Source organism: Sphingomonas sp. ERG5 (assembly GCF_000803065.1).
Classification (GTDB): Bacteria; Pseudomonadota; Alphaproteobacteria; order Sphingomonadales; family Sphingomonadaceae; genus Sphingomonas.
This window is the reverse complement of record NZ_JSXI01000063.1, coordinates 192,501-215,085: the sequence shown is the minus strand read 5'-3', so window position 1 is coordinate 215,085 and position 22,585 is coordinate 192,501. Positions and strand designations below refer to the sequence as shown.

The window sequence follows — 22,585 nt, the reverse complement described above, 5'->3', positions numbered from 1 at the left end:
CCGGCCAACGCGGCGGGGACAGGAAGCATTTTAGTGAGGCGCTCCGCCGAAATGCGCGCCGCACATCGACCGCAGTGAGGCCGCGATGACATCGGCGCGCGTCATCCCTTGGTCGCCTGGTACGGTCGCCGCCAGCGCCACGATCGGTACCAGCGCGAGCATCGCGGTGAGTCCGGCCATGACCATGCGCGGTTGCGCGCGCAGTCGCCGCCACAATCCCAGGATCATGGCCGCGAGCAGCGCGACGAAACCGCAGCACAGCATCGGCTCAGGCCGTCTCGGCCAGTGCGGGGGCGACGGCCCGTGTGCGGCCGTCATCCTCATAGCGGTCGTGGCGCTTGAGCCAGTCGGTCATCTGCCCGCCGCGCGCTTCGTTGCGGCCCTTGGGCAGGATGTCGAGATAGGCATAGACGCCCAGGAAACTCTCGCCGCCCCGGGCATATGACGAATAGCTGTGATAGATCGCGCCATCCTCGGCGCGGTAGAAGACGCTGATTCCGGGAAGTTCGTCGATCTCGGGGTCGGGCCGCGTTTCGAAATTATAGAAGACGCTGTCGCCGCGTTCGCCGTGCGGGAACGAGACATGATAATCGGCATTGAAGTCGCCGCCCGCCGAGGAGACCCAGCGAAAACCCCAGCCCATGCGCGTGCGATAGGCCAGCAGCTTTTCGATCGGCCCGCGCGACACCGCGACATAGCTGACGTCATTATGCTCGAAATGCTGTCGCGCACCGTCGACATGGTCGGCCATCAGCGAGCAGCCGATGCATCCTTCGTCCCATTCGGGGCCGAACATGAAGTGATAGACGATCAGCTGGCTGCGCCCGTCGAACAGCGCGGCCAATGTGACCGGCCCGCTCGCGTCCTGGAATAGATACTCCTTGTCGACCTTCACCCAGGGCAGGGCGCGGCGCTGTTCGGCGACACGGTCACGTTGCCGTGTCAGCGCCTTTTCCTCGATGACCAATGCGCGCATCGCCTCGGTCCATTGTTCTTTGGATACGGATTCATGAGGGGTCATGTTGTGCTCTCCATTGATGTGAACCTGGCTCAGGCGGCGGCGATCATCACGGCGGAAACCGGCTGGGTCCGGCCGTCATTCTCGTAACGGTCATGACGCTTCAGCCAGTCGTGCATCATGCCGGTCTTGGTCTCGTTGCGGCCATGCGGCACCACGTCGAGAAAGGCGTACACGCCGATGAATTTCTCCAACCCCCGCGCATAACAGGCATAGGTGCGATAGATCGCGCCGTCGGGCGCGCGATGGAATATGCTGAACCCCGGCATTTCCTCGACCTGCGGATCGGGACGGTGCTCGAAATTGTAGAACACGCCGTCCGACCGATCGCCCGCGAACGAGACATGGTGGTCGACATTGAAATCGCTGCGCGCCGACGATACCCAGCGGAACCGCCAGCCCATGCGTTGGCGATACGCCGCGATCTTCTCGATCGACGCCCGCGAGACCGCGGCATAGCTGACATCATTATGTTCGAAATGCCGCCGCGCACCATCGATATGGTCGGCGAGCAGGGAACAGCTCTGGCAGCCTTCGCTCCAGTCGCGGCCGAACATGAAATGCTGCACGATCAACTGGCTGCGCCCGTCGAACAGGTCGGCGAGGAGCATGGGGCCGTCCACGCCCTCGAACATATAGGGCTTGTCGATCCGCACCCAGGGCAGCGCGCGGCGTTGCTCGGCCAGGCGCTGCTGCGCCTGCGTGATCGCCTTTTCTTCGGCGGTCAGCGCACGCATCGCTTCGATCCATTGTTCCTCGGACACGATGGGATGGGATGTCATGTCACGCTCCACCGGATTGCAGGAAATACCGTTCGAGCTTGTCGAACGATCCGTTCCAGCCCGCTTCATGGCTGGCACGCGTCTCCTCGTCCGGCAGAAGGGCATGAGTGAAGGTCAGCTCGGTGCCCTCGGGGATCGCGCGCAGGTCGATCTCGATCAGCGTTTCCGGATCGTCGCCAGCTCCCTGATCTTCGCTTACCCCCCGATCTTCGCTTACCCCCCGATCTTCGCTTACCCACCGCCAGCTCATCGCCAGCCGGCGCGGCGGATCGACCTCCAGATAGGCGCCGAACGCTTCGTGCTCGGTGCCGTCGAGCATCCGGAACCGCACGCGGAACGCGCCGCCGACCCGCAGATCGGTTTCGGCGAGCAGTACCGGCCCCGCATCGGGGCCCAACCAGTGGCTCAGCCCCTCGGGCGTGCTCACGGCTTCGAACACGCTTTCGGGCCGGGCGCGGATGCGGCGTACCAACGTGAGGCTGGTCACTTGGCGGCCTCCTTCGCTTCGACATAGGTGACCAGCCGGTCGAGACTCGCCGACCAGAAGCGCTCGTAACGGCGTAGCCAGTTCATCGCTTCCTCCATCGGTTGGGGCGCCAGTCGCACCGCGACGGTCCGTCCCGTCTTGGTGCGCGTGATCAGCCCGGCATCGCCGAGCACATCGAGATGCTTCATCACCGCGGGCAATTTGATCGCGAACGGTCGCGCCAGTTCACTGATCGATACTTCGGTATCCTGCTCAAGCCGGGCGAGGATCGCGCGGCGAGTCGGATCGACCAATGCCGCAAAGGTGCGGTCGAGTTGTGGATTTTGATAGTTCACCATATAGTGAACTATTGACGGTCAAGGATGCGCTTGTCAACTGCCCCGTCTGTCAACTGCCGTGTCGGTGGATGCATCATCACCAGCGCCTGTCGTGCGATGGCGTCGGTCGAGATCAATTCAAAGCCGTTCAGGTCGAGCCTGTCGAAGCCCTAGCCCGCCTTTTTCTCGAACAGGCGCTGCATCACGGTGCCGATCGCATCGACGATTTCCCGGGCGTCCTGCGCTCCGGCCTGCGCCGCCCGCGTCGTCGGATCGGCCGCTTTCGCCGCGACCTTGCTTCCCGCCCGGCTGCGCGCCGCGGCCGCGACCACCGCGGTAATCCCGGCGGCGATCACTTCGCGCCCGATCGGGCTATTGGCTTTTTCGAGCAGCGCCGCGCCCGATTTGCGCAGTTCCTTGGGCACCTTGATCCCGGCGATCCGCTTGGGCAGCTTCGCGGCCTTGGCGGTTTTCGCGCTCTTGTCCTTCTTCGCCATCACCGATCCTTCATTGTGTATTGCGGAAATAATACACGAAGCATCCTGGTCCGTCCATCACCTGGCGATCGCGCTCAGGGCACGAGATAATCGTCGCAGGCGGGCAGGGGGATATCGGGCCGATCGTCGCCACGTGCCACGTCGGGCGACGGCATGCGGCGATAGCTGCACCCCGCATCCTTCACCCATTCGGTCGGTGCCTTGAACGACGTCAGTGATCATATCCGCATTTGTCCCAGGCAGCAGGCGCGGGCCGCTCGCGACCGGTCCGGCGAGAATTGGTACCGCCGCTCCCCAAATTCCGAACCCCGCTCATTGACCCGTCACATCGACGCCATCCTTGCGGGACGGCGGCCAAATTCCCAGATTGGAAATCCAGCCGGGCCAAAGCCAAGTCTTGCCCAATCCGAACAAATATGGAACATATCGCCGCATGCTGACTCATATCTCCGTCCGCGGCGCGCGCGAGCACAACCTCAAGAACGTGTCGGTCGACATCCCGCGCGACACGCTCACCGTGATCACCGGCCTGTCCGGCTCGGGCAAGTCGAGCCTCGCCTTCGACACCATCTATGCCGAGGGTCAGCGCCGCTACGTCGAGTCGCTCAGCGCCTATGCCCGCCAGTTCCTCGAACTGATGCAGAAGCCCGATGTCGATCATATCGAGGGCCTGTCGCCGGCGATCTCGATCGAGCAGAAGACCACCAGCCGCAACCCGCGCTCGACCGTCGCGACCGTGACCGAGATCTACGACTATATGCGCCTGCTCTGGGCGCGCGTCGGCATTCCCTATTCGCCCGCCACCGGCCTGCCGATCGCCGCGCAGACCGTCAGCCAGATGGTCGATCGCGTGATGACTTTGCCGGAGGGGACGCGGCTCTATCTGCTCGCGCCGGTGGTGCGGGGCCGCAAGGGCGAATATCGCAAGGAACTGGCCGAGTGGCAGAAAGCCGGCTTCACCCGCGTGCGCATCGACGGCGAGATTTACGAGATCGACGAAGCGCCCGCGCTCGACAAGAAATACAAGCATGACATCGAGGTCGTGGTCGACCGCCTGGTGATGGGCGACGGCATTGCCACGCGCCTCGCGGAAAGCTTCGAATCCGCACTCAAGCTGGCGGAGGGCCTGGCCTATGTCGACCTGGTCGACACCACGGTCGCGGAGCTCTCGTCGAACCGGGGCGCTTCTGATCGGGTTCGGGAAGCTCCCCAGAAGTTCATTGCCGAAACTTCCGTTCGCCCTGAGCTTGTCGAAGGGCCGTCCACCTCTTCCACTGCCGCCGGTAAAAAGAAGAGCGGTGCTTCGACAAGCTCAGCACGAACGGGGGAGGGGGCTGTCGCCACTCTCGACGGCGGCGCCATGAAAGGCGCCGGCGTTCCCGCCAACCGCATCGTGTTCAGCGAGAAATTCGCTTGCCCGGTCAGCGGCTTCACCATCGCCGAGATCGAACCGCGGCTCTTCTCCTTCAACGCGCCGCAGGGCGCGTGCCCGGCCTGTGATGGCCTGGGCGAGAAGATGCTGTTCGACGAGGATCTCGTCGTCCCCAACCACGCTCTGTCGCTCAAGAAGGGCGCGATCGTGCCCTGGGCCAAGTCCAACCCGCCCTCGCCCTATTACATGCAGGTGCTGGGCAGTCTGGCGCGCGAATTCGGCTTCAGCCTCGAAACGCCATGGGAGGATCTGCCCGGCGAAGTGAAGCTGATCATCCTCCACGGCACCGGCGGCAAGCCGGTCACCCTGACCTTTGTCGACGGCCGCAAGTCGTACGACGTGAAAAAGCCGTTCGAGGGCGTGATCGGCAATCTCAACCGCCGCCTGCTCCAGACCGAGAGCGCATGGATGCGCGAGGAATTGTCCAAATATCAAAGCAGCGCCGCCTGCGAAGTGTGCCACGGCGCGCGCCTCAAGCCCGAGGCGTTGGCGGTCAAGATCGGCATGCGCGACATTTCCAGCGTCACCCGCCTGTCGGTGGTCGATGCGCTCGCCTGGTTCGAAAATGTCCCCGCCGACCTGACTGATCAGCAGCGCGCGATCGCCGAGCGCATCCTGAAGGAAATCCTCGAACGGCTCGGCTTCCTCAACAATGTCGGGCTCGATTATCTCAACCTCGACCGCACCAGCGGCACTTTGTCGGGCGGCGAAAGCCAGCGCATCCGCCTCGCGTCGCAGATCGGCTCGGGCCTGTCCGGCGTGCTCTATGTGCTCGATGAGCCCAGCATCGGCCTGCACCAACGCGATAACGACATGCTGCTCAAGACGCTGCGCCGCCTGCGCGATCTCGGCAACACCGTGCTGGTGGTCGAACATGACGAGGACGCGATCCGCACCGCCGATTATGTCATCGACATGGGCCCCGGCGCCGGCGTGCATGGCGGCGCAGTCGTCGCACAGGGCTCGCTCGCCGAAGTGCTCGCGACTAAAGGCAGCATCACCGCCGATTATCTCAACGGCACGCGCGAAGTGCCGGTGCCGGCCAAGCGCCGCAAGGGCAATGGCAAGAAGCTGACCGTGCACAACGCCACCGCCAATAATCTGCGCGGCGTCACCGCGAGCATCCCGCTCGGCACCTTCACGTGCATCACCGGCGTATCGGGCTCGGGCAAGTCGAGCTTCACCATCGACACGCTCTATGCCTCCGCCGCGCGCACGCTCAACGGTGCGCGCGTGCTGGCGGGCAAGCATGACAAGGTCACTGGCCTGCAATATCTCGACAAGGTGATCGACATCGATCAGTCGCCGATCGGCCGCACCCCGCGCTCCAACCCGGCAACCTATACCGGCGCCTTCACCCAGATCCGCGACTGGTTCGCCGGCCTGCCCGAAAGCGCGGCGCGCGGCTACAAACCCGGCCGCTTCAGCTTCAACGTCAAGGGTGGCCGCTGCGAGGCGTGCCAGGGCGATGGCCTGCTCAAGATCGAGATGCACTTCCTGCCCGACGTCTATGTCACCTGCGACGTGTGCCACGGCGCGCGCTACAATCGCGAAACGCTGGAGGTGAAGTTCAAGGGTCGCTCAATCGCCGATGTGCTCGACATGACGGTCGAGGACGCGGTCGAATTCTTCAAGGCGGTCCCGCCGATCCGTGACAAGATGGCAATGCTGGCGGAGGTCGGCCTCGGTTACGTCAAGGTCGGCCAGCAGGCGACGACTCTGTCCGGCGGCGAGGCGCAGCGCGTCAAGCTCGCCAAGGAACTCTCACGCCGCGCGACCGGCCAGACGCTCTACATTCTGGACGAACCCACCACCGGCCTGCATTTCGAGGACGTGCGCAAGCTGCTCGAAGTGCTGCACCAACTGGTCGAGCAGGGGAATACGGTGGTGGTGATCGAGCACAACCTCGACGTGATCAAGACCGCCGACTGGGTACTCGACCTTGGGCCCGAAGGCGGGGTCAAGGGCGGCGAGATCGTTGCCGAGGGGACGCCGGAGCAGGTGGCCAAGGCGAAGGGGTCATTTACCGGGCAGTATCTGGCGCCGTTGTTGGCGAAGGGCAGGGGGCGTGTGGAGACGGTGGCGGCGGAGTAGAAGCGAGGGCAAAATGAGCACAAAGATCATGTTTGATTGCGAGCTCTGCGGCAGGCCATACCAGATGGGACCGCATGTTTACGAGGGACATCAGCTCGCGCACTATCAGTTGTGGCTCTGTCATCCATGTTATTCGATGAACTGGGATGGTTTTGCTCCCCACTATGAAGCTGCTTTAGAGAGGCACCTAGCTAGTAAGGGTATTCCGAAGCCACGGAGAAACGCTTTAGGTTGGTATCCGCGGTAATTCGCCTATTTGGCGTTCTGGTCGTAGTAGATTGTATCAAGCATCGCGACTCGGTAGTCCCACAATTCCTGATTGCGTCCTGAAGGGCGCGGCGCGTTGTACCAAGGTGAAATGCGGATGGGTTCGATGACTCGGTCCCAATAGTTTTTGAGCTTCAGCATGCTGGGGGCGAAGCCTAGCGCCTTTGCTAAAGTGGCCTTGTTTTTTCCATTGACGCAAACAAAGGTGTCGGGCCTCTTCATCGCTAAAAGGCGAGTGGCTGTTGCATAGTCGCCTTTGTGGTCAGCGTCAGCAAAGGTTAGTTCGAACTTATCACAATATTCCTGGAAATGATCCCGTGTAACCGGATCTTTGCGCGGTATGGCGTCTACGGCGGCAGACAGCCGGCCATCCCGTGACCCTACGCGACTAGCAAAATCTCCGTTCCCTCCCATTGATCCAAACCATCCCCAATCATGGTGATCAAGCTCGGCATCCTGACGCTCCCGCTTGCCGAGGACGCCCGCAACGCCCTTCCATTCGGCGACAGACATATCTTCGAACGAACTCGCGTTCGCGAACAGTCCTTGGATCTCGCGGAGAAGCTTCATTCGCTTTTTGAAATTATGATGCGGATCCAGGCGAGCTTGGCTGGCGAAAGTGTTCCAACTCATGGTCGCCAGTGTCGAGCTTATGCTTTTCCACTCAGCTTTGTCGTCCGGCAGCACCGGGTCGCGAGGGCCGCGCTTGGCAGCAGCTACGTCAAACTGCTGGCGATAGCTTTCGGCCAAAGGCTTCGTTACCGATCGGCGTAAAACCTCGTAGCCAGTCAATTCATCACGAAGCTGCCGGAAAATCTTGTCATTCGCCGCGCCAGCTAAGTGAACACATGCCTCAAGATTCCGATCCAGGCCGCCTTTTGTAAAATTGGCGCTACCAATAACAGCTTCTGCTGCCTCATCTGACTGAAAATAGTATATTTTTGGGTGAAAAATGCCGGGCTTTGCTTTGGCAATGTAGGCACCTTTCACATTGATCAAGCGATCCACTAAATCAGGTGATGTCGCAAACCCGTTCAGTCCAAAGGTAACTGACGAGAATTTGTGACTATTGATTAAAAGATGATCTGACAAATCGCCATTATAGCCCCATGCCACAGCAATATGAATCTCATCATATTTTGAAATGAGGTGTTTTAAAACATGGGCGGTGCTTTTGGAATTTAATAGCTCAACGTTCATCTGACGACCTTTGAGGTTTAAAGCAGAACAACGATGTCAATTGAATACGCTAGCAATGCATCCACTTCAATCCACGACCCCGTTCTGATTGGATGTCGTTCCCAGCCCCCCGCACGGTGGGGACCATGGAATATGCGAAGCGGCTAGCTGCGACACGATGGCGTTAATGATCCTCGGGTCGTCCGTGGGGAGTGGGTTATATATACCGACGACGCGCGGCACGACCCGTGTATTCTGTACATCATACATGATCGCTTTGATCGAACCCAGGCTCTGGATCGCATTCTGAATGGTGGTGGCGTTCAACTCGCTGGGTAACGGAATGCTCGCCGCAACCTGCTTGCCGTTAATTCCAAGAGTTTGAACCACAAGCGAACCCGCCGCGCGTTCGCCCTCGACGCTTGCGGCAATTGCGCCCAGGCTCGACAGATTGACATTTCCCTTAAGGACATCGACCGTGGCCGTCAGTCGGAGCCCGACACCGACATAGACTGGAATAATGACATCCGTCTGCGAACTAAATCGCGACTCGTCCTCGGGCAACCGCTGCACTCGAAGCCGGTCCGTTGGCGCCAGCTTGCCTTCTATAGGCTCGATGCGGGTGGTCTTGTCATCGATCGGCACTTCCTTGCCGATTAGAAACCGAATATTCGTCGTGTCGGCGTTGATATAGTCCAGAGTCACCTGATAGCGATTGCCACTGGTCCCCAGCACCACTGGCCCGAGGGTTGTCCCAGCTTTGCCGCTGATCGTCTTGATGGCGATCCGTACAGCGTTGTCTGGCAGCGCATCTAGAATCGACGTGTTCGCAGGCTTCGCCGGGCATCCCTTTGCATTCCGGACGATGACGGGAAGAGGATCCAGCGGAATGTAGGAGTATTGAGCCCTGATTTCGCCCGCACTGGACGGCTCATCGAGCGGCGCTGTCATGCAGCCGGAAAGCGATAGCAATCCGAGTATCGGTAATAGTTTCATGAGGCTCCCCTCTGAAAGGTATTCTAGCCTTCGGGTCCCCACCCGTGGTCAGATTACCTTTTTCCCCACAGTCAAGCTGACGCTAAGGACAGGGGGCGACAACTAGAGATGCATCCATCTTGGGCATTATACGACGTTACCGTAATTCCCGTGTCAGTTTTTACGTCAAGGATTACGATGACAGCTTACTTAACCCCCAAACCAGTGGGGCGCGGTGACGATCCGGCGTTCGCGAACAGCCGCCAACCCCACATCATCGACAACCCTTTGAATTACGGTGACAGTTTACTCAACTCTCCAAAGCCAATCTCCCATCGTCACGCACAGAATGCGCACTTCAGAAACAGCCCCAAGATCACTGACTCAACGAAGACACCCACCCCTTCTCCGACAAATCAGGCTGATCCGCGCTGAAGCGAGCATCAAAGCCCGGTTGCCAGGGGAACAGGGCGGCTCGATCCGGCCAGACCAGCTGGACGCACGGAAAGTCGTCACCGCCGTAAAACCAGCGGCTCCAGCCGAGATGATCCGGGTAATGCGCTTTGGCGATTGGAAACAGATAAGCGTCCGTGTTGCCGAAAATATCCGGCACCGAGGTGCCCATTGGCCGTCGGGCACCGGCCTTCGCGTCCCGGAACATGTCCCACAGCACGTCGTGCGCGATATCGCTCTTGAGCGAAAACACGATCACTTCCGGCACCTGCAATGTCAACCAGAAGCCGGTCGTATATGCGAAGCCCGGATGCCCCTCTTCCGCGGTGACGTGCGTGGCGAACCAGCCATAGTCTCGTACCTTGTCGACAAAGTTGGCCTCGCCGGCGTCAAGCATATCGGGCGGGGCATCGAGAGCGGTTCGCATGACGCCGGTCTGCCCGAGGCGATACTGTGCGTCAAAAGATCGCGATTGGGCCGGTCGCGGGATGACGGTCGCGGCTCGCCGAATACCGCAATCCGCTGCGCATCACGATGAGGCTGATCGAGCCGCATAATGTCGGTCCATGAAGACAAGCACCACGGCGTTACGCTAATCCGTCAGCCCATGCCGTTATCGCCAGCACAATCCTCAAAGCTGCTCCTGATCCTCGATCTGGACGAGACGCTGATCTATGCGACCGAGAAACCGCTGGACCGACCGGCTGACTTCTCGGTCTATGGCTATCACGTCTACCGCCGGCCTCATCTCGATGCCTTCCTGGCCGAGTGCGCGCGCCACTTCGACCTTGCCGTCTGGTCATCGGCGTCGGACGACTATGTCAGGGCGGTGGTGGATCGGATTTTCCCCGACCCGGCGGCGCTGCATTTCGTCTGGGGCCGGAGCAAGGCGACGCTGCGCCGCGTGTCTCCCTATGATGATGGCTATATGCTCGATCCCTGGGATCATCTTCACTACGTCAAGCCGCTTGCCAAGGTGAAGAAGCGCTGGCCGCTGCAACGCGTCCTGATCCTCGACGATACGCCGCAAAAGTGCGTGCGCAATTATGGCAATGCGATCTATCCGCGCGTGTTCGAGGGAGCGGAGGATGACACTGAGCTAAGCCTTCTTGCTCGCTATCTTCCCACCCTGAAGGATGAAGCGAACGTCCGCACGATCGAGAAGCGCCGATGGCGAGAGGGATTGTTGCCAGGGGCCGGGTCAGAGTCGGCATAAGGTCACAGGATTACGGTGACACGTGCAGGATTACAGTGACACGTGCAATAATCCCTTAATTATACAGCATGATGGCTGATGAGCCATTTCACGCGCCAAGGCCGTTTTAGAGGCAGCCCGGCATTGAAGGATGACAAAGCCCGGGTTTTCCACATAATCCACTGATCGTAGAACCGGTTGCGCCCTGCACCCCGCGGAAAGGTAACGCCGTGACATTCCTGAAGATCGCCACGGCACTCACGCTGTCGCTCACTGCCACCCAGGCCGTTGCCGCCGATCTCTGGCGCGCTCCGTCCGACGAGGGGCTCACCATCCTTTTCGACGGCGATCAACTCGGCAAGGCGGGCGATTTGACCACCGCGGTCTATTATATGGCTGGTCCGCTTGCTGAGCGGCGCTTCGCGGAGCTGCATGTCGAATTCAACTGTGCCGCCCGCCAGGTTCGGGTCACCTATGATTCAGACTTCAAGGCAACGAACGATACGATGTCGCCCGGTCGCGACAAATGGGAAAAGGCCGATGACGGCGCGACCGGCAAGGCATTGACCAATTTCGCCTGCGGTCCACGGGATGAATGGCCGCGTCTCGGCCGCAAGCAGTCCGAGCAGGATTGGCGGGCGGTCATGAAGCAACAGCCCGTGAAAAAGGATGCCGGCGAGACTTCCGCGCAATCCAGTGAAGCGCCACCGCGCTAGAGTTGCGGCGACGGTTTCCTTGACCCCGGGTTTGCCATGGCGGCGAACGCCTGGTCATCGATCGGCACGCCCCGTCCACCTGATCCACCGCCCTTGACCATGACGGCATTCGCGAACGCCCCCTGAGCTGCTACGAGACATGATGTCCGTTCGAACCTGGCTTGCCGATGTCGTCATCGTGAATGACGCTCCCGACATAGAGCGACCCGGCGGCGTGTTGATCTTCCGTAACGTCGATGATGCGCGATCCTATCTCGAGCATTGGGCGGATGAGCTGGAGATGCCTGTATTCTCCGCATCGGGTGAGAGGCTTGTCATGGTCGCCGACGAGCATGGCAATGTGACGGTCGACCGCCGCGAGCCTGATGATCGGGGTCAGGAGCTGATCACCGCTTGCCTGCGGCACAATGCCGAGGCGGTCCTTGCCGCTCGCCTTCATCGTTCCGGCAAGCGATGGCGGCGCGTTCATATCGGCGAGGCGGAAAGAGCGGGCGTGCTGCCGGAATCGATCGAAGGTCTTATCGCCTATATCGGCTTCACCATTTGACGCCCGTTGCCCGTTTCGTTCGACCATTCTGAAATTGCGGCGACAGCTTGCTTGACCCCTAAACTGATGGAGCGCGGCGACAATCCGGCGTTCCCGGAACGGGCCGAAGGTCGCGACGGCCTGCCGCGTTTCGCGAGCTTCCTGTCGCCCGGTACGGGGTCGGACAAGAGCCAAAGTGGAGGCTTATGTCGTTGCAGTATCACCATAAAACCGCAATTCTGGTACCCCGGCATTTGGTCTCGACAGGAGAAAATCATGAAGGGTCTCGGAACACGCGCAGCCATTCTGGCGGCGATATTGTATCAGCTCTCCGCCGGCGCCGCCTTGGCGCAAAGAGTGCAGGAGCCGACCATTTGCCTGGCCGATGCACGGAACTATTGCGCGGAATTCTATGCGCGCGACGGCTATAGTTCGGAAGGCGCCTGCTACTCCGAACAATATCATGCGTGTGCCGAGGGCGCGGAGGGGCAAGAGCCGAATTTCATTCCGCTGCCCGCGGGCGGTTACGTGACCTGCAACGGCCATCCCTGCTGAAATTGCCGGGCGGAGCGGTGCGCCGCTTCGCCCCGATTCCGGTCCATCCGATGCGACCCGGCGGCGCTCACCGCTCGCCGCCGTCCAGATCGCCCACGCATTGCAACTCGGGGTCGGTCTTCGCCATGCGCTTCAACTCACGCGCCCGGGCGGCAATGCCCGGAAACAGCGCGTCGGGCGCGACATGATAGGATGTGATCAGCCGCACCGCCCAGGCATAATGCCGCGCGCCAACCACGCAGCTATTGCTGCCGCCATCGCCTTCGCCCCAGACATTGCGCCACGCGGCCTTGCCGTCGCGCGTCAGGATCGACTGGAAGCCGCCGACCGCGCCGTCGCCCTCGACATAGGCGATCGCGCGCTGGCCGTCATGGACGACGCGGAACTGCTTGAAGGTGAAACGCAATTGCGGGTCGTCGTCACCACCGTGCAGCGTCTTGACGATCGCGGTGCGCTCCGCGCTGCCGGGCACGGGCGTATAGACCGGGTTCGGCCCGGCAACGGCCGGCGCGGCGGCCAGCGCCAGGGTTGCGGCGATCAGGCAGCGCGCCCCGCGCGTCATGCCCTCCGCCCTGGCGTCGCGACCGGCGGGGCGAGGGCATCGCCTATCGATGCGGATCGTGTCGAACCGGCGGCGGCGTGGCCGGCCCGACGGCAAGATGGCGTTCTGGATGCGGCAATCATGCCCCGCCCATAAGCGCGAACGCTCCCCGCCGCCACGGTTGGCGCAGGATCCATGCCGCGCCGGCGGCGTGGCGCAGGGCGCGCCATCCGGTGCGGTGTCTCACGGATGTTCTTGTTCTGTACGCACCTTTGCACTATAGGTCTCGCAAAGCTCCGGTCGCGGATTTCGCATCAAAATCCGGTGCCGCCCTGATTCAATGCGCCGCCCGCTTCTGGCAGCGTGCGTCCGGACGGAACGCCGTCCCCGCTCTTTCTCATGGCTGGCAGAACAATAATGCGACATTCGGCGGGACCATTTTCCCGTTACTCCCGCAACACGCGCGAAAAACTCCCGTGCGGATCCATCAAAACTCCCGCAGCTTTTCCCGCAGACTCCCGCAGAACCCTCAAAAAGCATTTTCCCCCGGAAACTCCCGCAACAACTCCCGCAGCTGCGGGAAAATGGGGCAGCGAAAACCGCCCGCCGACAAGTGGCGGCCTCGGGCCGGAATGCGCGCCGATCCGGCCCTCTCATCCCCGCCGATTCAACAGTTCGGGCTCGCCGCTAGACCCTCCCGCGACATGCCGGTTGCGTCCGCGCATGGGATTGCAGGAGCTATTGTGCAGGAACCATTTGATCATGATCCGTCGGCCGACCCGATCGAGCCAGTGGATTTGCCGCCGGCGGAAAACCACGCCCTCACACCGATCGAGGATCCGCTCGCCGATGACCGGGCGGACGCGGAGCCAGTCGAGCTTTCGCGGGACGACCTGTCGGATGAAGCGGTTGCGCCATCCGTGACGCCGGATGGCGGCGCGGCGCAGCGTCGCATCAGGATGCAGCTCTATTCGCGCATGATGACTGACCTGCAGGTCCTGACCGGCGATAAGCGCATGGCGACCGATACGGAGATCGACGAAGCGCTGACTCGTGCGGCGCGCGCTTTGGGCGTGTGGCGGCCGGTGACACAGGGGGCGGTCTGGCAAAGGCCGATGCCCGATCCGCTGAATGGCGAAATGGCGCCGCCGCGCCTGCAGGACGCAGCGGTGTTCAAGAGCGAAGAGCCTCGATCGGAATCGGCCATGTCCGGGCTGGATGTGGGGACGCCGGTCGACCAGGCCCAGTTCGATGCCGTGTTCGGCAATCCGCCACCCGTGCAGGCACTGGACTCCAGGGTCGATCAACCGTCGCCCGGCAATTCACAACCCGGACATGCCGCCAACATCTATGCTCAGTCGGCAAGATCGCCGGAGGATTATAAAAAGATCAGGCTGGGGCCGAAGGATACGGCTTACCAGAGGGACCTGATCCCGTTCGACAATGACATTATCGAAAATAATTTTCTCCCTTCCGGGCGTAAGAGGAAGGAGTTGGAAGTGTTGTTTAGAAATGGAAAAACGGATGAGATTATAAAACAGTATTTCCAGATAGAAAATACCCGAGATTTCGTCAGAGATAATCCTCTTCGTCGGGAGGCGCAAAAGAATCTGATGGAAGGTCTCAAGATACTGATCGGAACCAATGTCGGTCGAAGGCTGATCATGAACATGGCGTACAAGGGCGTGAAGCAAAAGATATTTCTCAGCCCAGTCGGGGAGACGCAGGCAATGTCAGGGGAAGGGAGTGCGATATTATTTAACTTCCGCCAGGTGGGAGAGGTCAAAGATCTTCCTGACAATGTTCCCGCAGTATACCGTTTCGCGATCGCGATCGCGCACGAACTTGGTCACTCTATTCTCGGTTATTCGGATCCAGCGAAGATGAAGGGGGCAAATCGTCCGAACATGAGCGAATTTCTGAAAATGTCCAAGCCAGATCAGAAGGTAATTATCGACACTTTGTTACCAAATACGATGGGTGACAGCGTAAAATACGTAGAAAATGCGTTGAGAAAAGAAATGAACATTATTCCAAGAAAATCATATCTTATGGATGGAGTGTGGAGACCGTTTTATGAGGCATATGAGCGTGGCAGGTAAGGTATTTTCGATTTATTGCGCAGGAATTTATTTAGAATCATGCAATAGTAATTAAATTCCAGCGGAAAAAAGCAGCCGGCGTGCTCAAATTTAGTGCCAGAAATTACATATGTTGATGAGAACATTTATCTGGATTTGCGAAAGCCGGGCTGGAATACCGCAAAAGACGCCAGTAATCAGGTCAAAAAAGGGAAGAGAAATATCATATATTCACGGAATAATGAGAGAAATATGAAAAACACAACGTGGCGATGAATGGCATAGGATCGCCGGAATGAGCTTATTACATGATAGACAGAAATTATGTAGCATTATGCGGCGATCATGCCAAAAATCTAAAGCAGTATTATCCAGAATATAACGGGGGTGCTTGAGAAGGCAGGCCGAATTGCGCCGTGTAATGTCGATCGATCTATACAAGTAGGCTCCGGCCCCGCTTTGTTGTCCATCTGAATTTGGGGCTTATCCAGGAAAATTGTGAATGATGTGGAGAGTACTGAGGAGGCAATATGAAATTCATTAAAATAATATATGGGGTTATTATATTTTTATCCGCCTCATCTGTCGTATCTTGTGCGGATTCATCCAAAATATCGGAACAAAAAATCGCGGAGGCTAATAGAAAATGCCCGATTTTATTCCAGTTCGATGAAAAACAATATCTGGATTTGAGAAAGCCGTGGAATGCGGCGGAGGATGCCAAGAATCATATCCGCAATGGAAAGAGGATGTTGATTGAAGTGCAAAGTGACCTTGAAGGGTTTACCTCTTTGCATGATTATAAATATTCCAAGCTTTGGACGAATATAAATAGAAATATCGAAGAGTATAAGCAAATATGTAATTTGGAGCTAACTGGTGTCGGGTCGGCAGTTGGGGTTATGTATCAAATAGCCCATAAAGACGAATATGTTTGTCGAGATCAGGTTGAAAATATGAAAATATACTCCGAGCAATATAATAATTATGTGTTGAATGACATCGCCAATGATCCGAAATGCCGCATCTTATTGCGCGAGTAACGTCGCCGACGCCGTTCTCGATACTCCCCGCCGGACGGCTGGCGCGGCGTCCGCGCCGCGACCCTGCTGCCGCCCGGGCGCGCAAACCGCTCGCGCCGGTTATTCGGATCCGGCACAGCCCGGCCACCTGTCGACATCCCGCGCAAGCCCCCTATTCCTCCCCGACGGAGCGTGACCATGGACCGTATCGAGGCGATGAAAGTGTTCATCGCGGCGCTTGAGGAGGGCAGTCTGGCCGGCGCGGGGCGGCGGCTCGGGCGGTCGCCGGCCGCGGTCAGCCGGGCGATTGCCTTTCTGGAGGCGCATGTCGGCGCGGAATTGCTCCATCGCACCACCCGGACGATGAAGCTCAGTGAGACGGGCGAGCGTTATGCCGCCGCGTGCCGGCGCGTCCTGGTCGATCTGGAAGAGGCCGATCTGTCCGCCGCGGGTGAGCGCGCCGCGCCGCGCGGGACGCTGACCATTACCGCGCCGCCGATCAGCGGCGAGGAAATCCTGCGCCCGATCGTCGATGCCTATCTCGCGGCCTTTCCCGCCGTCTCGGTCAATCTGGTGCTGCTCGACCGCCATGCCAATCTGGTCGAGGAGGGCATCGACATCGCGCTGCGTGTTGGCGAACTGCCGGATTCGTCGCTCGTCGCGATCCGCGTCGGCGGTGACGTGAAGCGGGTGATCGTCGCGTCGCCGCGCTATCTCGCCGAACATCCTCGCATCGTCGAACCGGGCGACCTGGCCCGGCACCGCATCGTCACCACCACCCATTTCGGCCATGACAATTGGGTCTTTCCGCCGGCGCCGGGTTCCTCGATCGCCCGATCGGTCCATTTCAAGCCGCGCCTGCTGGTCAACAGCGTCCGGGCCGCGCTGGCCTCGGCGGTCGATGGGCATGGCGTGACCCGGCTCTATACCTATCACGTCGCGGAGCGCGTGCTCGACGGCGCGTTGCGCATCGTGCTGCGCGATGCCGAATTCCCGCCGCTGCCGGTGCATCTCGTCTTGCCCAATGGCCGCAACCTGATTCCGAAGGTGCGTGCGTTCGTCGATTTCGCCGCACCCCGGCTCCGCGCCGAATTCGCCAGGCTGTCGGCCGAGGCCAGCGCCTTCCACGGTTAGGCATGATGCCATTCTTCCGATTCACGGAAGAGTGATCTGCGCATGTCGAATATTCTGCCGATGTCCGGTCGAGCCTAGATGAGAGTCACCGGCCCGAAAGGCCAGCCGATGGCAACCACGCCACCGGATCATCATCGAGGCAGATCATGAGCAACCAACAGAAAACAGTCATCGTCACCGGCGCATCGCAAGGGATCGGCGCGGCGGTGGTCAAGGCCTATCGCGACCGCGATTACCGTGTCGTGGCGACGTCGCGGTCGATCAGGCAGGGCAATGACCCCGACATCCTCGCCGTCGCGGGCGACATTGGTGATCCCGCCACCGCCGATCGCGTCGTCGCCGAAGCCATGTCGCGCTTCGGGCGCATCGACACATTGGTCAACAGCGCCGGCATTTTCCTCGCCAGGCCATTCACCGATTACACGCTCGACGATTTCAACGCGGCGATCGCGACCAACGTCGCCGGCGTGTTCCACATCTCGCAGCGCGTCGTCGCCGAAATGCTCAAGCAGGAGGCCGGGCACATCGTCAACATCACCACCAGCCTGACCGATCAGGCGATCGCCGGTGTTCCCACCGTGCTGGCCAATCTGACCAAGGGCGGCCTCAACTCGGCGACCAAGGCGCTGGCGATCGAATATGCCACGCGCGGCATCCGCGTGAACGCCGTCTCGCCCGGCGTGATCAAGACCCCGATGCACGCACCGGAGACGCATGAATTCCTCGCCGGCCTCCACCCGGTCAAGCGCATGGGCGAAATCCGCGATATCGTCGAGGCGATCCTCTATCTCGAATCCGCCGCTTTCGTGACCGGCGAGATTCTCCATGTCGATGGCGGGCAGAGCGCCGGTCATTGATCCGCCAGGAAGGAGCAAGTCATGCCCATCGTCACCATCCAGGTCACGCGCGAGGGGTCCGCCCCGGGCCGCGATGCCATCACCGCCGAAGAGAAAGCGCGATTGATCGCAGGCGTCAGCGCGCTGCTGCTCGATGTGCTGCACAAACCGCTGGAATCGACGTTCGTCGTCATCGAGGAGGTCGCGACCGAGAATTGGGGCTGGGGTGGCATGCCGGCGCTGGAATACCGCAGAAAGCGGGCGGCCGGCGGCACCTGATCGGAGCGGAGGCCGCTGGTGAGCCGGTGGCCTCCGGGAGCGATTCAACGCTGCCGCGGAAGATGGCAGTGCGGGAACGGTCGGGCGGCCAGACCCGTGTTTGTCAGTCGCGGCCTGATATGACAGTCTCACTCAATGATGCGGTACGCGCCATTCTTCTTTCTCTTGGCGTGCGTCGGGCAGCCTGCGGTGGCGTCGGACCTTCCGGGGCCGTCGGACATCGCAGGCGCATATGTACCGGACTGTGTTCCGTCGGATGAGTGCGACTGGGCGACAAGGGTCATCCCGCTCGGCAGCATCACATCGGTGATCTGCCGTCGTTCCGGTGACGGCATTGCTCGATGCCGGTTTTCGTTCAACGATCGGCGGTGTCGGGCCGCTTTCGTTGCCCGGCCTCGGGACGGACAATTAACCTGGTCCTTGGCGCCGGGCTCCGCGGGAGACCCGGACCGCCCGCAGTTTCGGTGCCGGTCTTCCCGGTCGCGATGACGTCGCTGTCGGTGTGACTGGAGGGTGCTGTCAGGATTGCCCGGCAAATCCGGGTTAAGGTAATGAGGGCAAGGGAGGGCGGATCATGGGTGCGGCAATCGATCTTCTGATAATGGCGGCGTGCGTCGCATTTCCCTTCATCGCCATGCCGCTGATGTGGCGACGCATGAAGCGGGTGCGCAGCCAGGCCTATGACAATAGTGGGCCCGTGACGCATCAGCCGTCATGGCAGGAACCGATCCGCTCCGAAAACGGCCTCGACCTCGGTCGCGCCAACAGCCCGAATGACGATCTGATCGGACTTGGCGACAAGGCGACCCAATCCCGCTGGCCGCTCGATAATCAGTAGGAACGAATGGCTGCGAAACATCCTGGCGGTGCATCGCAGCCGGGCTCAATTGCGACATCGCCCTTTTCCATGTCAGGCGGCGGAGATGATTCGCATATCCGACACAGCCAGGACTGAGCGGCTCTATTGCAGGGCGCTGAAGATCGCCGCGGGCGGCACACCCGGTCTCTGGTTGCCGATCATGCAGCATCTGGCGTTTCGCGGGAATATCGACGCCATGCGCGAGCTGGCAAACTGGTATTCACGCTCCCATCGCGTCGAGGCTCTCGGTGCTGCGGGCGATTATTCCAGCGCCGCCGGGCTTTATCGTCGCGCCTGGCGCCGGGGCGATGCCTATGCCGCGCAGCATCTCGCCATGAGCTGCTTCAATCGCGGCGACCTGCAGGGCTATCGTCGCTGGATGGGTCGCGCTGCGCAGGCGGGCGACACCGATGCCCGGCGCGAGGCGCGGCGCTTCGAGACCCGGCTGCCCCATGCAAACGCGCGCAAGATCGGCCGGCTCAGGCCGTTCGCCCGGCGTGATCAGCTCGGATAGGCGTGCGCGTCATTCGCGGTTCCCGTTGCGATTCTCGGTAACGCCATTCCGGGCTTCCCCGCTGCGGTTTTCATGCCACAACCCGGCCATGACTACAGTCGATGATCAACCAGAAGATAGCGCCCCCGGATGGGATGCGATCACCGCCGCCTTCGCGCCGCTCTATCCGGGACAGGAGCCCAGGCACGTCGGCTCGGTCATACCATGGATGCTCAATGGCAAGGATCCGCTCGACGGCATCAGTGCCTGGAAGCGTCTCGACCCGGTGCCGCACTGGCATTTCGTCAGCTATGGCCTGTCCGAACTCTACGACAAGGCGTCCGATGATCCGCAAATCAGTGGTTTCGGCCTTGAACTGACCTTCCGCCTTGCTTGCGATCCCGGCGAGACCGACCCGCCCTCCTGGGTGTTCAGCCTGCTTCAGAACCTCGCCCGCTATATCTTTCAGAGCGGCAATGTCTTCGATGACGGGCATTGGATGAACCTCAACGGTCCCATTGCGTTGGGGAGCGATACGCTGATCGGCTCGCTTGCCTTCGTCTTCGATCCGGAAGTCCCGCCGATCGACACGCCGCATGGCCGGGTCGCCTTCATGCAGCTCGTCGGGCTGACCGTGGATGAAGAGGCGGCTGGAAAGCGCTGGAATGCGCGCAAGATGCTCGACACGCTGCTGCCGCATATGCCGCTCTGGATCACCGATATATCCCGTTCGTCGTTGCTCGACCGCCCCGCTATCCGTGCCGCGCTCGACGCCGGGTCGGCGCGCGACGGCTCCTCGACCGGCATGCTGTTCAACGACGCGCTTGACTGGTCGCGGCAAAGCCGGTTGCTGCGCCCGGACATCACCACGATCACCGTCGGCGCCGGGCATGTCGAGGCGATCCTCGCCTTGCTGCGGCTTCGTTTGCCGTTCGGCAACGAACTGCACCTGAGGGGGGCTGAAAAGCGCATCCTGGTCGGACCAGGTGGTGTGAACGCCGTGGCGGCGGAGAATGAGCAACTTCGCCTGACTCTCACCAACGCGACGTTGGAGGCGCTCGCCGCAACGCTTCACCCGCGCGCCGGCAGCTATTCCGTGCCGGGTCTCGACACGGTGCGCTGGGACGTCCGCCAGACCCTGATCAAGGATGCCGATGGCAAGGTGGTCAAGACCATCGGCTAGCAGATGCCGGGCCGGCGAAGCTGCGGCTATTGCGACCCGGCGCTGGCGCTGGCGGGCAAGCGGCGCGCGATCCAGTCGACGATCATCCGGCCTTCTGGTTCGTCGACTCCCGCCGACAGGAAGATCCTGCTTGCGCCATAATCGAACTTCACCGCGCCGATGCGGGGCCGCCAGAAGATTGGCCATTGCAACTGCGATGCCATCTGGAAAGGGCCGACGACTGGGTCGTGGCTGGCCAGATGGTGGATCGCATCACCGCGATAGCGCCAAGTGCGGCGCACGCGACCCACACCGCTGCTTACTTCCAGGTCCCGATTGACCACCCGAATGACCTCGCTGCCGCCGATCTGCCCCGCGACCGTCAACGCGGCGAATAGCCAGCCGATCGCCCAGCCACAGAGCCAGAAGACCAGGAACGGTTCGAAATGCCGCGCGAGTTCGGACATCGCGGCAATGCCGCCGATCGTCCAGAGGATCAGCCAGACCGCGATGAACACCAGCGCGTACCATTGCCGCCGCACCGGCACGCGGATCTGCTCCACGCCGTCGATACGTTCGACGCTGTGGCGCGCCGTGCTTGGTTCGACATATCGATTGGCCATCCGCTTTCCCCCGCTCCGGCATAGCCTGCACCTGCGCAAGCGCATGATCAACCGTGGCGATTGCCGATCTTGCTCGATTCAGTTCCGATCCCTGATCCTGCAGTATCGGCATGGAACGATGGCCGAACGGCCGCCGCTCCCGCTCTTTCGCATTGTTATAAATGTCAGGGAGGCGGTCTGATCTGTTTTTCTCCCGAAAACAGGAATGGGCCACCTGTTTTCGCACCTGTTATTCACCTGTTGCGCAATAACAGGTGAGGTGCCGTCAAGGCGCTGAAAATGGGCGTGAATTTCGCGCCGAATAGCCAGTTTTTCCGGTCGAAAAAATGACGACGATTAACAGGCCGGAACAGGTGGCGCCGAACTGGTCGAACGCGACGTCACCGTCATGACCAGATCATCTGAATCGCTAACGCAACGAATTCGCCGCTCGTGCATTACCCCTGCACCCAAGAGGAGAGAAGCAATGCGCGCACTCACGATCGGTCTTGTCGCCGCCGCGACCATGGTCACCGGCTGTGTCGGTCCCGACGATGGCCGTCCCGATGGCCGTTACAGCGACTATAGCCGCTATGACTACAACCGTCCCGACCCATCCTATAATGGCTATGATGCCGGGCGCTATTATCGCGAGGACAATCGCCGCTATCGCGAGCGCCGCCTGAGCAACAATGACCGCGTCTATCGCGGCCAGGATGGTCGTTATTATTGCCGTCGCAATGACGGCACCACCGGCCTGATCGTTGGCGGCATCGCCGGCGGCGTGCTCGGCAGCCTCATTGCCCCCGGCGGTTCTGGCGTGCTCGGCGCTCTGCTTGGCGGGGCCGGCGGTGCGGTCGCCGGCAAGGCGATCGACAAGAACGACGCGCGCTGCCGCTGATCGGTCGCTCGCCGCGTTTTGATCCCTCGCCCTGTCCCGTAACATTGCGGGACAGGGTTCGCGGGGGCGTGGTAATGACCGATCTTCCGGTGACGCCGGCTCTGGTGCGGTGGTATCGCAAACCGCGAGCCAGCTTCCGTTTTGTGCGCTCGCGAGAGAGTTGTTTGTAGCGGCGCTAGGAT

Annotated in this window: 25 protein-coding genes; 14 read left to right on the top strand and 11 right to left on the bottom strand. The window is 60.8% G+C overall.

Annotation, left to right across the window (positions count from 1 at the left end; genetic code table 11):
- Nucleotides 1–30 precede the first annotated feature (30 nt).
- From OO12_RS20760 to OO12_RS27135, 6 genes are all read right to left on the bottom strand, one after another.
- Entirely contained in the window at nucleotides 31–264 is a 234-nt protein-coding gene (locus tag OO12_RS20760) for a hypothetical protein (protein ID WP_034160617.1), read from the bottom strand.
- 4 nt (nucleotides 265–268) lie between these two features.
- The gene (locus OO12_RS20755) at nucleotides 269–1,021 is read right to left on the bottom strand and encodes a DUF899 domain-containing protein (RefSeq protein ID WP_034160616.1); all 753 of its coding nucleotides are present in this window, start codon (nucleotides 1,019–1,021) and stop codon (nucleotides 269–271) included.
- 29 nt (nucleotides 1,022–1,050) lie between these two features.
- Nucleotides 1,051–1,800, bottom strand: a complete 750-nt coding sequence (locus OO12_RS20750) for a DUF899 domain-containing protein (RefSeq protein ID WP_034160615.1) — start codon at nucleotides 1,798–1,800, stop codon at nucleotides 1,051–1,053.
- A gap of 1 nt (nucleotide 1,801) precedes the next feature.
- The gene (locus tag OO12_RS20745; protein WP_034160614.1) at nucleotides 1,802–2,287 is read right to left on the bottom strand and encodes an SRPBCC family protein; all 486 of its coding nucleotides are present in this window, start codon (nucleotides 2,285–2,287) and stop codon (nucleotides 1,802–1,804) included.
- Entirely contained in the window at nucleotides 2,284–2,625 is a 342-nt protein-coding gene (locus tag OO12_RS20740; protein WP_034160613.1) for an ArsR/SmtB family transcription factor, read from the bottom strand. Before OO12_RS20740 ends, OO12_RS20745 begins: the two co-directional genes overlap by 4 nt.
- 149 nt (nucleotides 2,626–2,774) lie before the next feature.
- Nucleotides 2,775–3,101, bottom strand: a complete 327-nt coding sequence (locus OO12_RS27135) for a hypothetical protein (RefSeq protein ID WP_052216112.1) — start codon at nucleotides 3,099–3,101, stop codon at nucleotides 2,775–2,777.
- Between the two features lie 433 nt (nucleotides 3,102–3,534).
- On the opposite strand from OO12_RS27135, the gene uvrA reads away from it, so the two are divergent.
- Nucleotides 3,535–6,627 (top strand): excinuclease ABC subunit UvrA, encoded by a 3,093-nt coding sequence (gene uvrA / locus OO12_RS20730; protein WP_034160692.1) that lies wholly within the window; start codon nucleotides 3,535–3,537, stop codon nucleotides 6,625–6,627.
- Nucleotides 6,628–6,879: 252 nt separating this feature from the next.
- Here the strand turns inward: uvrA and OO12_RS28225 are convergent, their stop codons facing one another.
- The 3 genes from OO12_RS28225 to OO12_RS20710 all read right to left on the bottom strand — a co-directional run bounded on the left by OO12_RS28225 (nucleotide 6,880) and on the right by OO12_RS20710 (nucleotide 9,898).
- Complete coding sequence (locus OO12_RS28225; protein WP_152616558.1) at nucleotides 6,880–8,094, bottom strand: phospholipase D family protein; 1,215 nt, start codon at nucleotides 8,092–8,094, stop codon at nucleotides 6,880–6,882.
- Nucleotides 8,095–8,160: 66 nt separating this feature from the next.
- Nucleotides 8,161–9,069: a hypothetical protein gene (locus OO12_RS20715; RefSeq protein WP_152616557.1), complete on the bottom strand. Its 909-nt coding sequence runs from the start codon at nucleotides 9,067–9,069 to the stop codon at nucleotides 8,161–8,163.
- Between the two features lie 355 nt (nucleotides 9,070–9,424).
- On the bottom strand, nucleotides 9,425–9,898 hold the full coding sequence (locus OO12_RS20710; RefSeq protein WP_235364918.1) for a DUF4262 domain-containing protein: 474 nt from the start codon (nucleotides 9,896–9,898) through the stop codon (nucleotides 9,425–9,427).
- A 210-nt stretch (nucleotides 9,899–10,108) separates the two neighbouring features.
- On the opposite strand from OO12_RS20710, the gene OO12_RS20705 reads away from it, so the two are divergent.
- The 4 genes from OO12_RS20705 to OO12_RS28220 all read left to right on the top strand — a co-directional run bounded on the left by OO12_RS20705 (nucleotide 10,109) and on the right by OO12_RS28220 (nucleotide 12,493).
- Entirely contained in the window at nucleotides 10,109–10,717 is a 609-nt protein-coding gene (locus OO12_RS20705) for an NIF family HAD-type phosphatase (RefSeq protein WP_034160609.1), read from the top strand.
- A 209-nt stretch (nucleotides 10,718–10,926) separates the two neighbouring features.
- The gene (locus tag OO12_RS20700; RefSeq protein WP_034160608.1) at nucleotides 10,927–11,412 is read left to right on the top strand and encodes a hypothetical protein; all 486 of its coding nucleotides are present in this window, start codon (nucleotides 10,927–10,929) and stop codon (nucleotides 11,410–11,412) included.
- Between the two features lie 142 nt (nucleotides 11,413–11,554).
- Nucleotides 11,555–11,959, top strand: coding sequence for a hypothetical protein (locus OO12_RS20695; RefSeq protein WP_152616556.1), 405 nt, complete (start codon nucleotides 11,555–11,557; stop codon nucleotides 11,957–11,959).
- Between the two features lie 6 nt (nucleotides 11,960–11,965).
- Nucleotides 11,966–12,493, top strand: a complete 528-nt coding sequence (locus OO12_RS28220) for a hypothetical protein (protein WP_152616555.1) — start codon at nucleotides 11,966–11,968, stop codon at nucleotides 12,491–12,493.
- A 67-nt stretch (nucleotides 12,494–12,560) separates the two neighbouring features.
- Here the strand turns inward: OO12_RS28220 and OO12_RS20685 are convergent, their stop codons facing one another.
- Nucleotides 12,561–13,055 carry a hypothetical protein gene (locus tag OO12_RS20685; RefSeq protein WP_034160605.1) on the bottom strand — a complete coding sequence of 165 codons (495 nt, stop codon included), beginning with the start codon at nucleotides 13,053–13,055 and terminating at the stop codon, nucleotides 12,561–12,563.
- A gap of 611 nt (nucleotides 13,056–13,666) precedes the next feature.
- Between OO12_RS20685 and OO12_RS20680 the strand changes: the two genes are divergently transcribed.
- The 8 genes from OO12_RS20680 to OO12_RS20645 all read left to right on the top strand — a co-directional run bounded on the left by OO12_RS20680 (nucleotide 13,667) and on the right by OO12_RS20645 (nucleotide 20,921).
- Nucleotides 13,667–15,136, top strand: coding sequence for a hypothetical protein (locus OO12_RS20680; protein ID WP_152616554.1), 1,470 nt, complete (start codon nucleotides 13,667–13,669; stop codon nucleotides 15,134–15,136).
- Nucleotides 15,137–15,645: 509 nt separating this feature from the next.
- The gene (locus tag OO12_RS28215) at nucleotides 15,646–16,158 is read left to right on the top strand and encodes a hypothetical protein (RefSeq protein ID WP_152616553.1); all 513 of its coding nucleotides are present in this window, start codon (nucleotides 15,646–15,648) and stop codon (nucleotides 16,156–16,158) included.
- A gap of 177 nt (nucleotides 16,159–16,335) precedes the next feature.
- Complete coding sequence (locus OO12_RS20675; RefSeq protein WP_034160603.1) at nucleotides 16,336–17,271, top strand: LysR family transcriptional regulator; 936 nt, start codon at nucleotides 16,336–16,338, stop codon at nucleotides 17,269–17,271.
- Nucleotides 17,272–17,417: 146 nt separating this feature from the next.
- Nucleotides 17,418–18,128, top strand: a complete 711-nt coding sequence (locus OO12_RS20670; RefSeq protein ID WP_034160602.1) for an SDR family NAD(P)-dependent oxidoreductase — start codon at nucleotides 17,418–17,420, stop codon at nucleotides 18,126–18,128.
- 21 nt (nucleotides 18,129–18,149) lie between these two features.
- The gene (locus OO12_RS20665) at nucleotides 18,150–18,386 is read left to right on the top strand and encodes a tautomerase family protein (RefSeq protein ID WP_034160601.1); all 237 of its coding nucleotides are present in this window, start codon (nucleotides 18,150–18,152) and stop codon (nucleotides 18,384–18,386) included.
- A 574-nt stretch (nucleotides 18,387–18,960) separates the two neighbouring features.
- Nucleotides 18,961–19,224, top strand: a complete 264-nt coding sequence (locus OO12_RS20655; protein WP_034160599.1) for a hypothetical protein — start codon at nucleotides 18,961–18,963, stop codon at nucleotides 19,222–19,224.
- A gap of 85 nt (nucleotides 19,225–19,309) precedes the next feature.
- Nucleotides 19,310–19,759 (top strand): hypothetical protein, encoded by a 450-nt coding sequence (locus OO12_RS20650; protein WP_034160598.1) that lies wholly within the window; start codon nucleotides 19,310–19,312, stop codon nucleotides 19,757–19,759.
- Between the two features lie 88 nt (nucleotides 19,760–19,847).
- Nucleotides 19,848–20,921 carry a suppressor of fused domain protein gene (locus OO12_RS20645; protein ID WP_034160597.1) on the top strand — a complete coding sequence of 358 codons (1,074 nt, stop codon included), beginning with the start codon at nucleotides 19,848–19,850 and terminating at the stop codon, nucleotides 20,919–20,921.
- A 26-nt stretch (nucleotides 20,922–20,947) separates the two neighbouring features.
- On the opposite strand, the gene OO12_RS20640 is transcribed toward OO12_RS20645, so the two are convergent.
- The gene (locus tag OO12_RS20640; RefSeq protein WP_034160596.1) at nucleotides 20,948–21,523 is read right to left on the bottom strand and encodes a hypothetical protein; all 576 of its coding nucleotides are present in this window, start codon (nucleotides 21,521–21,523) and stop codon (nucleotides 20,948–20,950) included.
- Nucleotides 21,524–21,989: 466 nt separating this feature from the next.
- On the opposite strand from OO12_RS20640, the gene OO12_RS20635 reads away from it, so the two are divergent.
- On the top strand, nucleotides 21,990–22,403 hold the full coding sequence (locus OO12_RS20635) for a hypothetical protein (RefSeq protein ID WP_034160595.1): 414 nt from the start codon (nucleotides 21,990–21,992) through the stop codon (nucleotides 22,401–22,403).
- Nucleotides 22,404–22,585 lie beyond the last annotated feature (182 nt).

Coding starts and splice junctions, on each gene's coding strand:
- OO12_RS28215 (WP_152616553.1), top strand. CDS start 15,646: ATGAAATTCATTAAAATAATATATGGGGTTATTATATTTTTATCCGCC.
- OO12_RS20685 (WP_034160605.1), bottom strand. CDS start 13,055: ATGACGCGCGGGGCGCGCTGCCTGATCGCCGCAACCCTGGCGCTGGCC.
- OO12_RS20650 (WP_034160598.1), top strand. CDS start 19,310: ATGATTCGCATATCCGACACAGCCAGGACTGAGCGGCTCTATTGCAGG.
- OO12_RS20710 (WP_235364918.1), bottom strand. CDS start 9,898: ATGCTTGACGCCGGCGAGGCCAACTTTGTCGACAAGGTACGAGACTAT.
- OO12_RS20760 (WP_034160617.1), bottom strand. CDS start 264: ATGCTGTGCTGCGGTTTCGTCGCGCTGCTCGCGGCCATGATCCTGGGA.
- OO12_RS20755 (WP_034160616.1), bottom strand. CDS start 1,021: ATGACCCCTCATGAATCCGTATCCAAAGAACAATGGACCGAGGCGATG.
- OO12_RS20645 (WP_034160597.1), top strand. CDS start 19,848: ATGACTACAGTCGATGATCAACCAGAAGATAGCGCCCCCGGATGGGAT.
- OO12_RS20695 (WP_152616556.1), top strand. CDS start 11,555: ATGTCCGTTCGAACCTGGCTTGCCGATGTCGTCATCGTGAATGACGCT.
- OO12_RS20665 (WP_034160601.1), top strand. CDS start 18,150: ATGCCCATCGTCACCATCCAGGTCACGCGCGAGGGGTCCGCCCCGGGC.
- OO12_RS20680 (WP_152616554.1), top strand. CDS start 13,667: ATGCGCGCCGATCCGGCCCTCTCATCCCCGCCGATTCAACAGTTCGGG.
- OO12_RS20640 (WP_034160596.1), bottom strand. CDS start 21,523: ATGGCCAATCGATATGTCGAACCAAGCACGGCGCGCCACAGCGTCGAA.
- OO12_RS20740 (WP_034160613.1), bottom strand. CDS start 2,625: ATGGTGAACTATCAAAATCCACAACTCGACCGCACCTTTGCGGCATTG.
- OO12_RS20635 (WP_034160595.1), top strand. CDS start 21,990: ATGCGCGCACTCACGATCGGTCTTGTCGCCGCCGCGACCATGGTCACC.
- OO12_RS20750 (WP_034160615.1), bottom strand. CDS start 1,800: ATGACATCCCATCCCATCGTGTCCGAGGAACAATGGATCGAAGCGATG.
- OO12_RS20705 (WP_034160609.1), top strand. CDS start 10,109: ATGCCGTTATCGCCAGCACAATCCTCAAAGCTGCTCCTGATCCTCGAT.
- OO12_RS20655 (WP_034160599.1), top strand. CDS start 18,961: ATGGGTGCGGCAATCGATCTTCTGATAATGGCGGCGTGCGTCGCATTT.
- OO12_RS20715 (WP_152616557.1), bottom strand. CDS start 9,069: ATGAAACTATTACCGATACTCGGATTGCTATCGCTTTCCGGCTGCATG.
- OO12_RS20675 (WP_034160603.1), top strand. CDS start 16,336: ATGGACCGTATCGAGGCGATGAAAGTGTTCATCGCGGCGCTTGAGGAG.
- uvrA (WP_034160692.1), top strand. CDS start 3,535: ATGCTGACTCATATCTCCGTCCGCGGCGCGCGCGAGCACAACCTCAAG.
- OO12_RS20670 (WP_034160602.1), top strand. CDS start 17,418: ATGAGCAACCAACAGAAAACAGTCATCGTCACCGGCGCATCGCAAGGG.
- OO12_RS27135 (WP_052216112.1), bottom strand. CDS start 3,101: ATGGCGAAGAAGGACAAGAGCGCGAAAACCGCCAAGGCCGCGAAGCTG.
- OO12_RS28225 (WP_152616558.1), bottom strand. CDS start 8,094: ATGAACGTTGAGCTATTAAATTCCAAAAGCACCGCCCATGTTTTAAAA.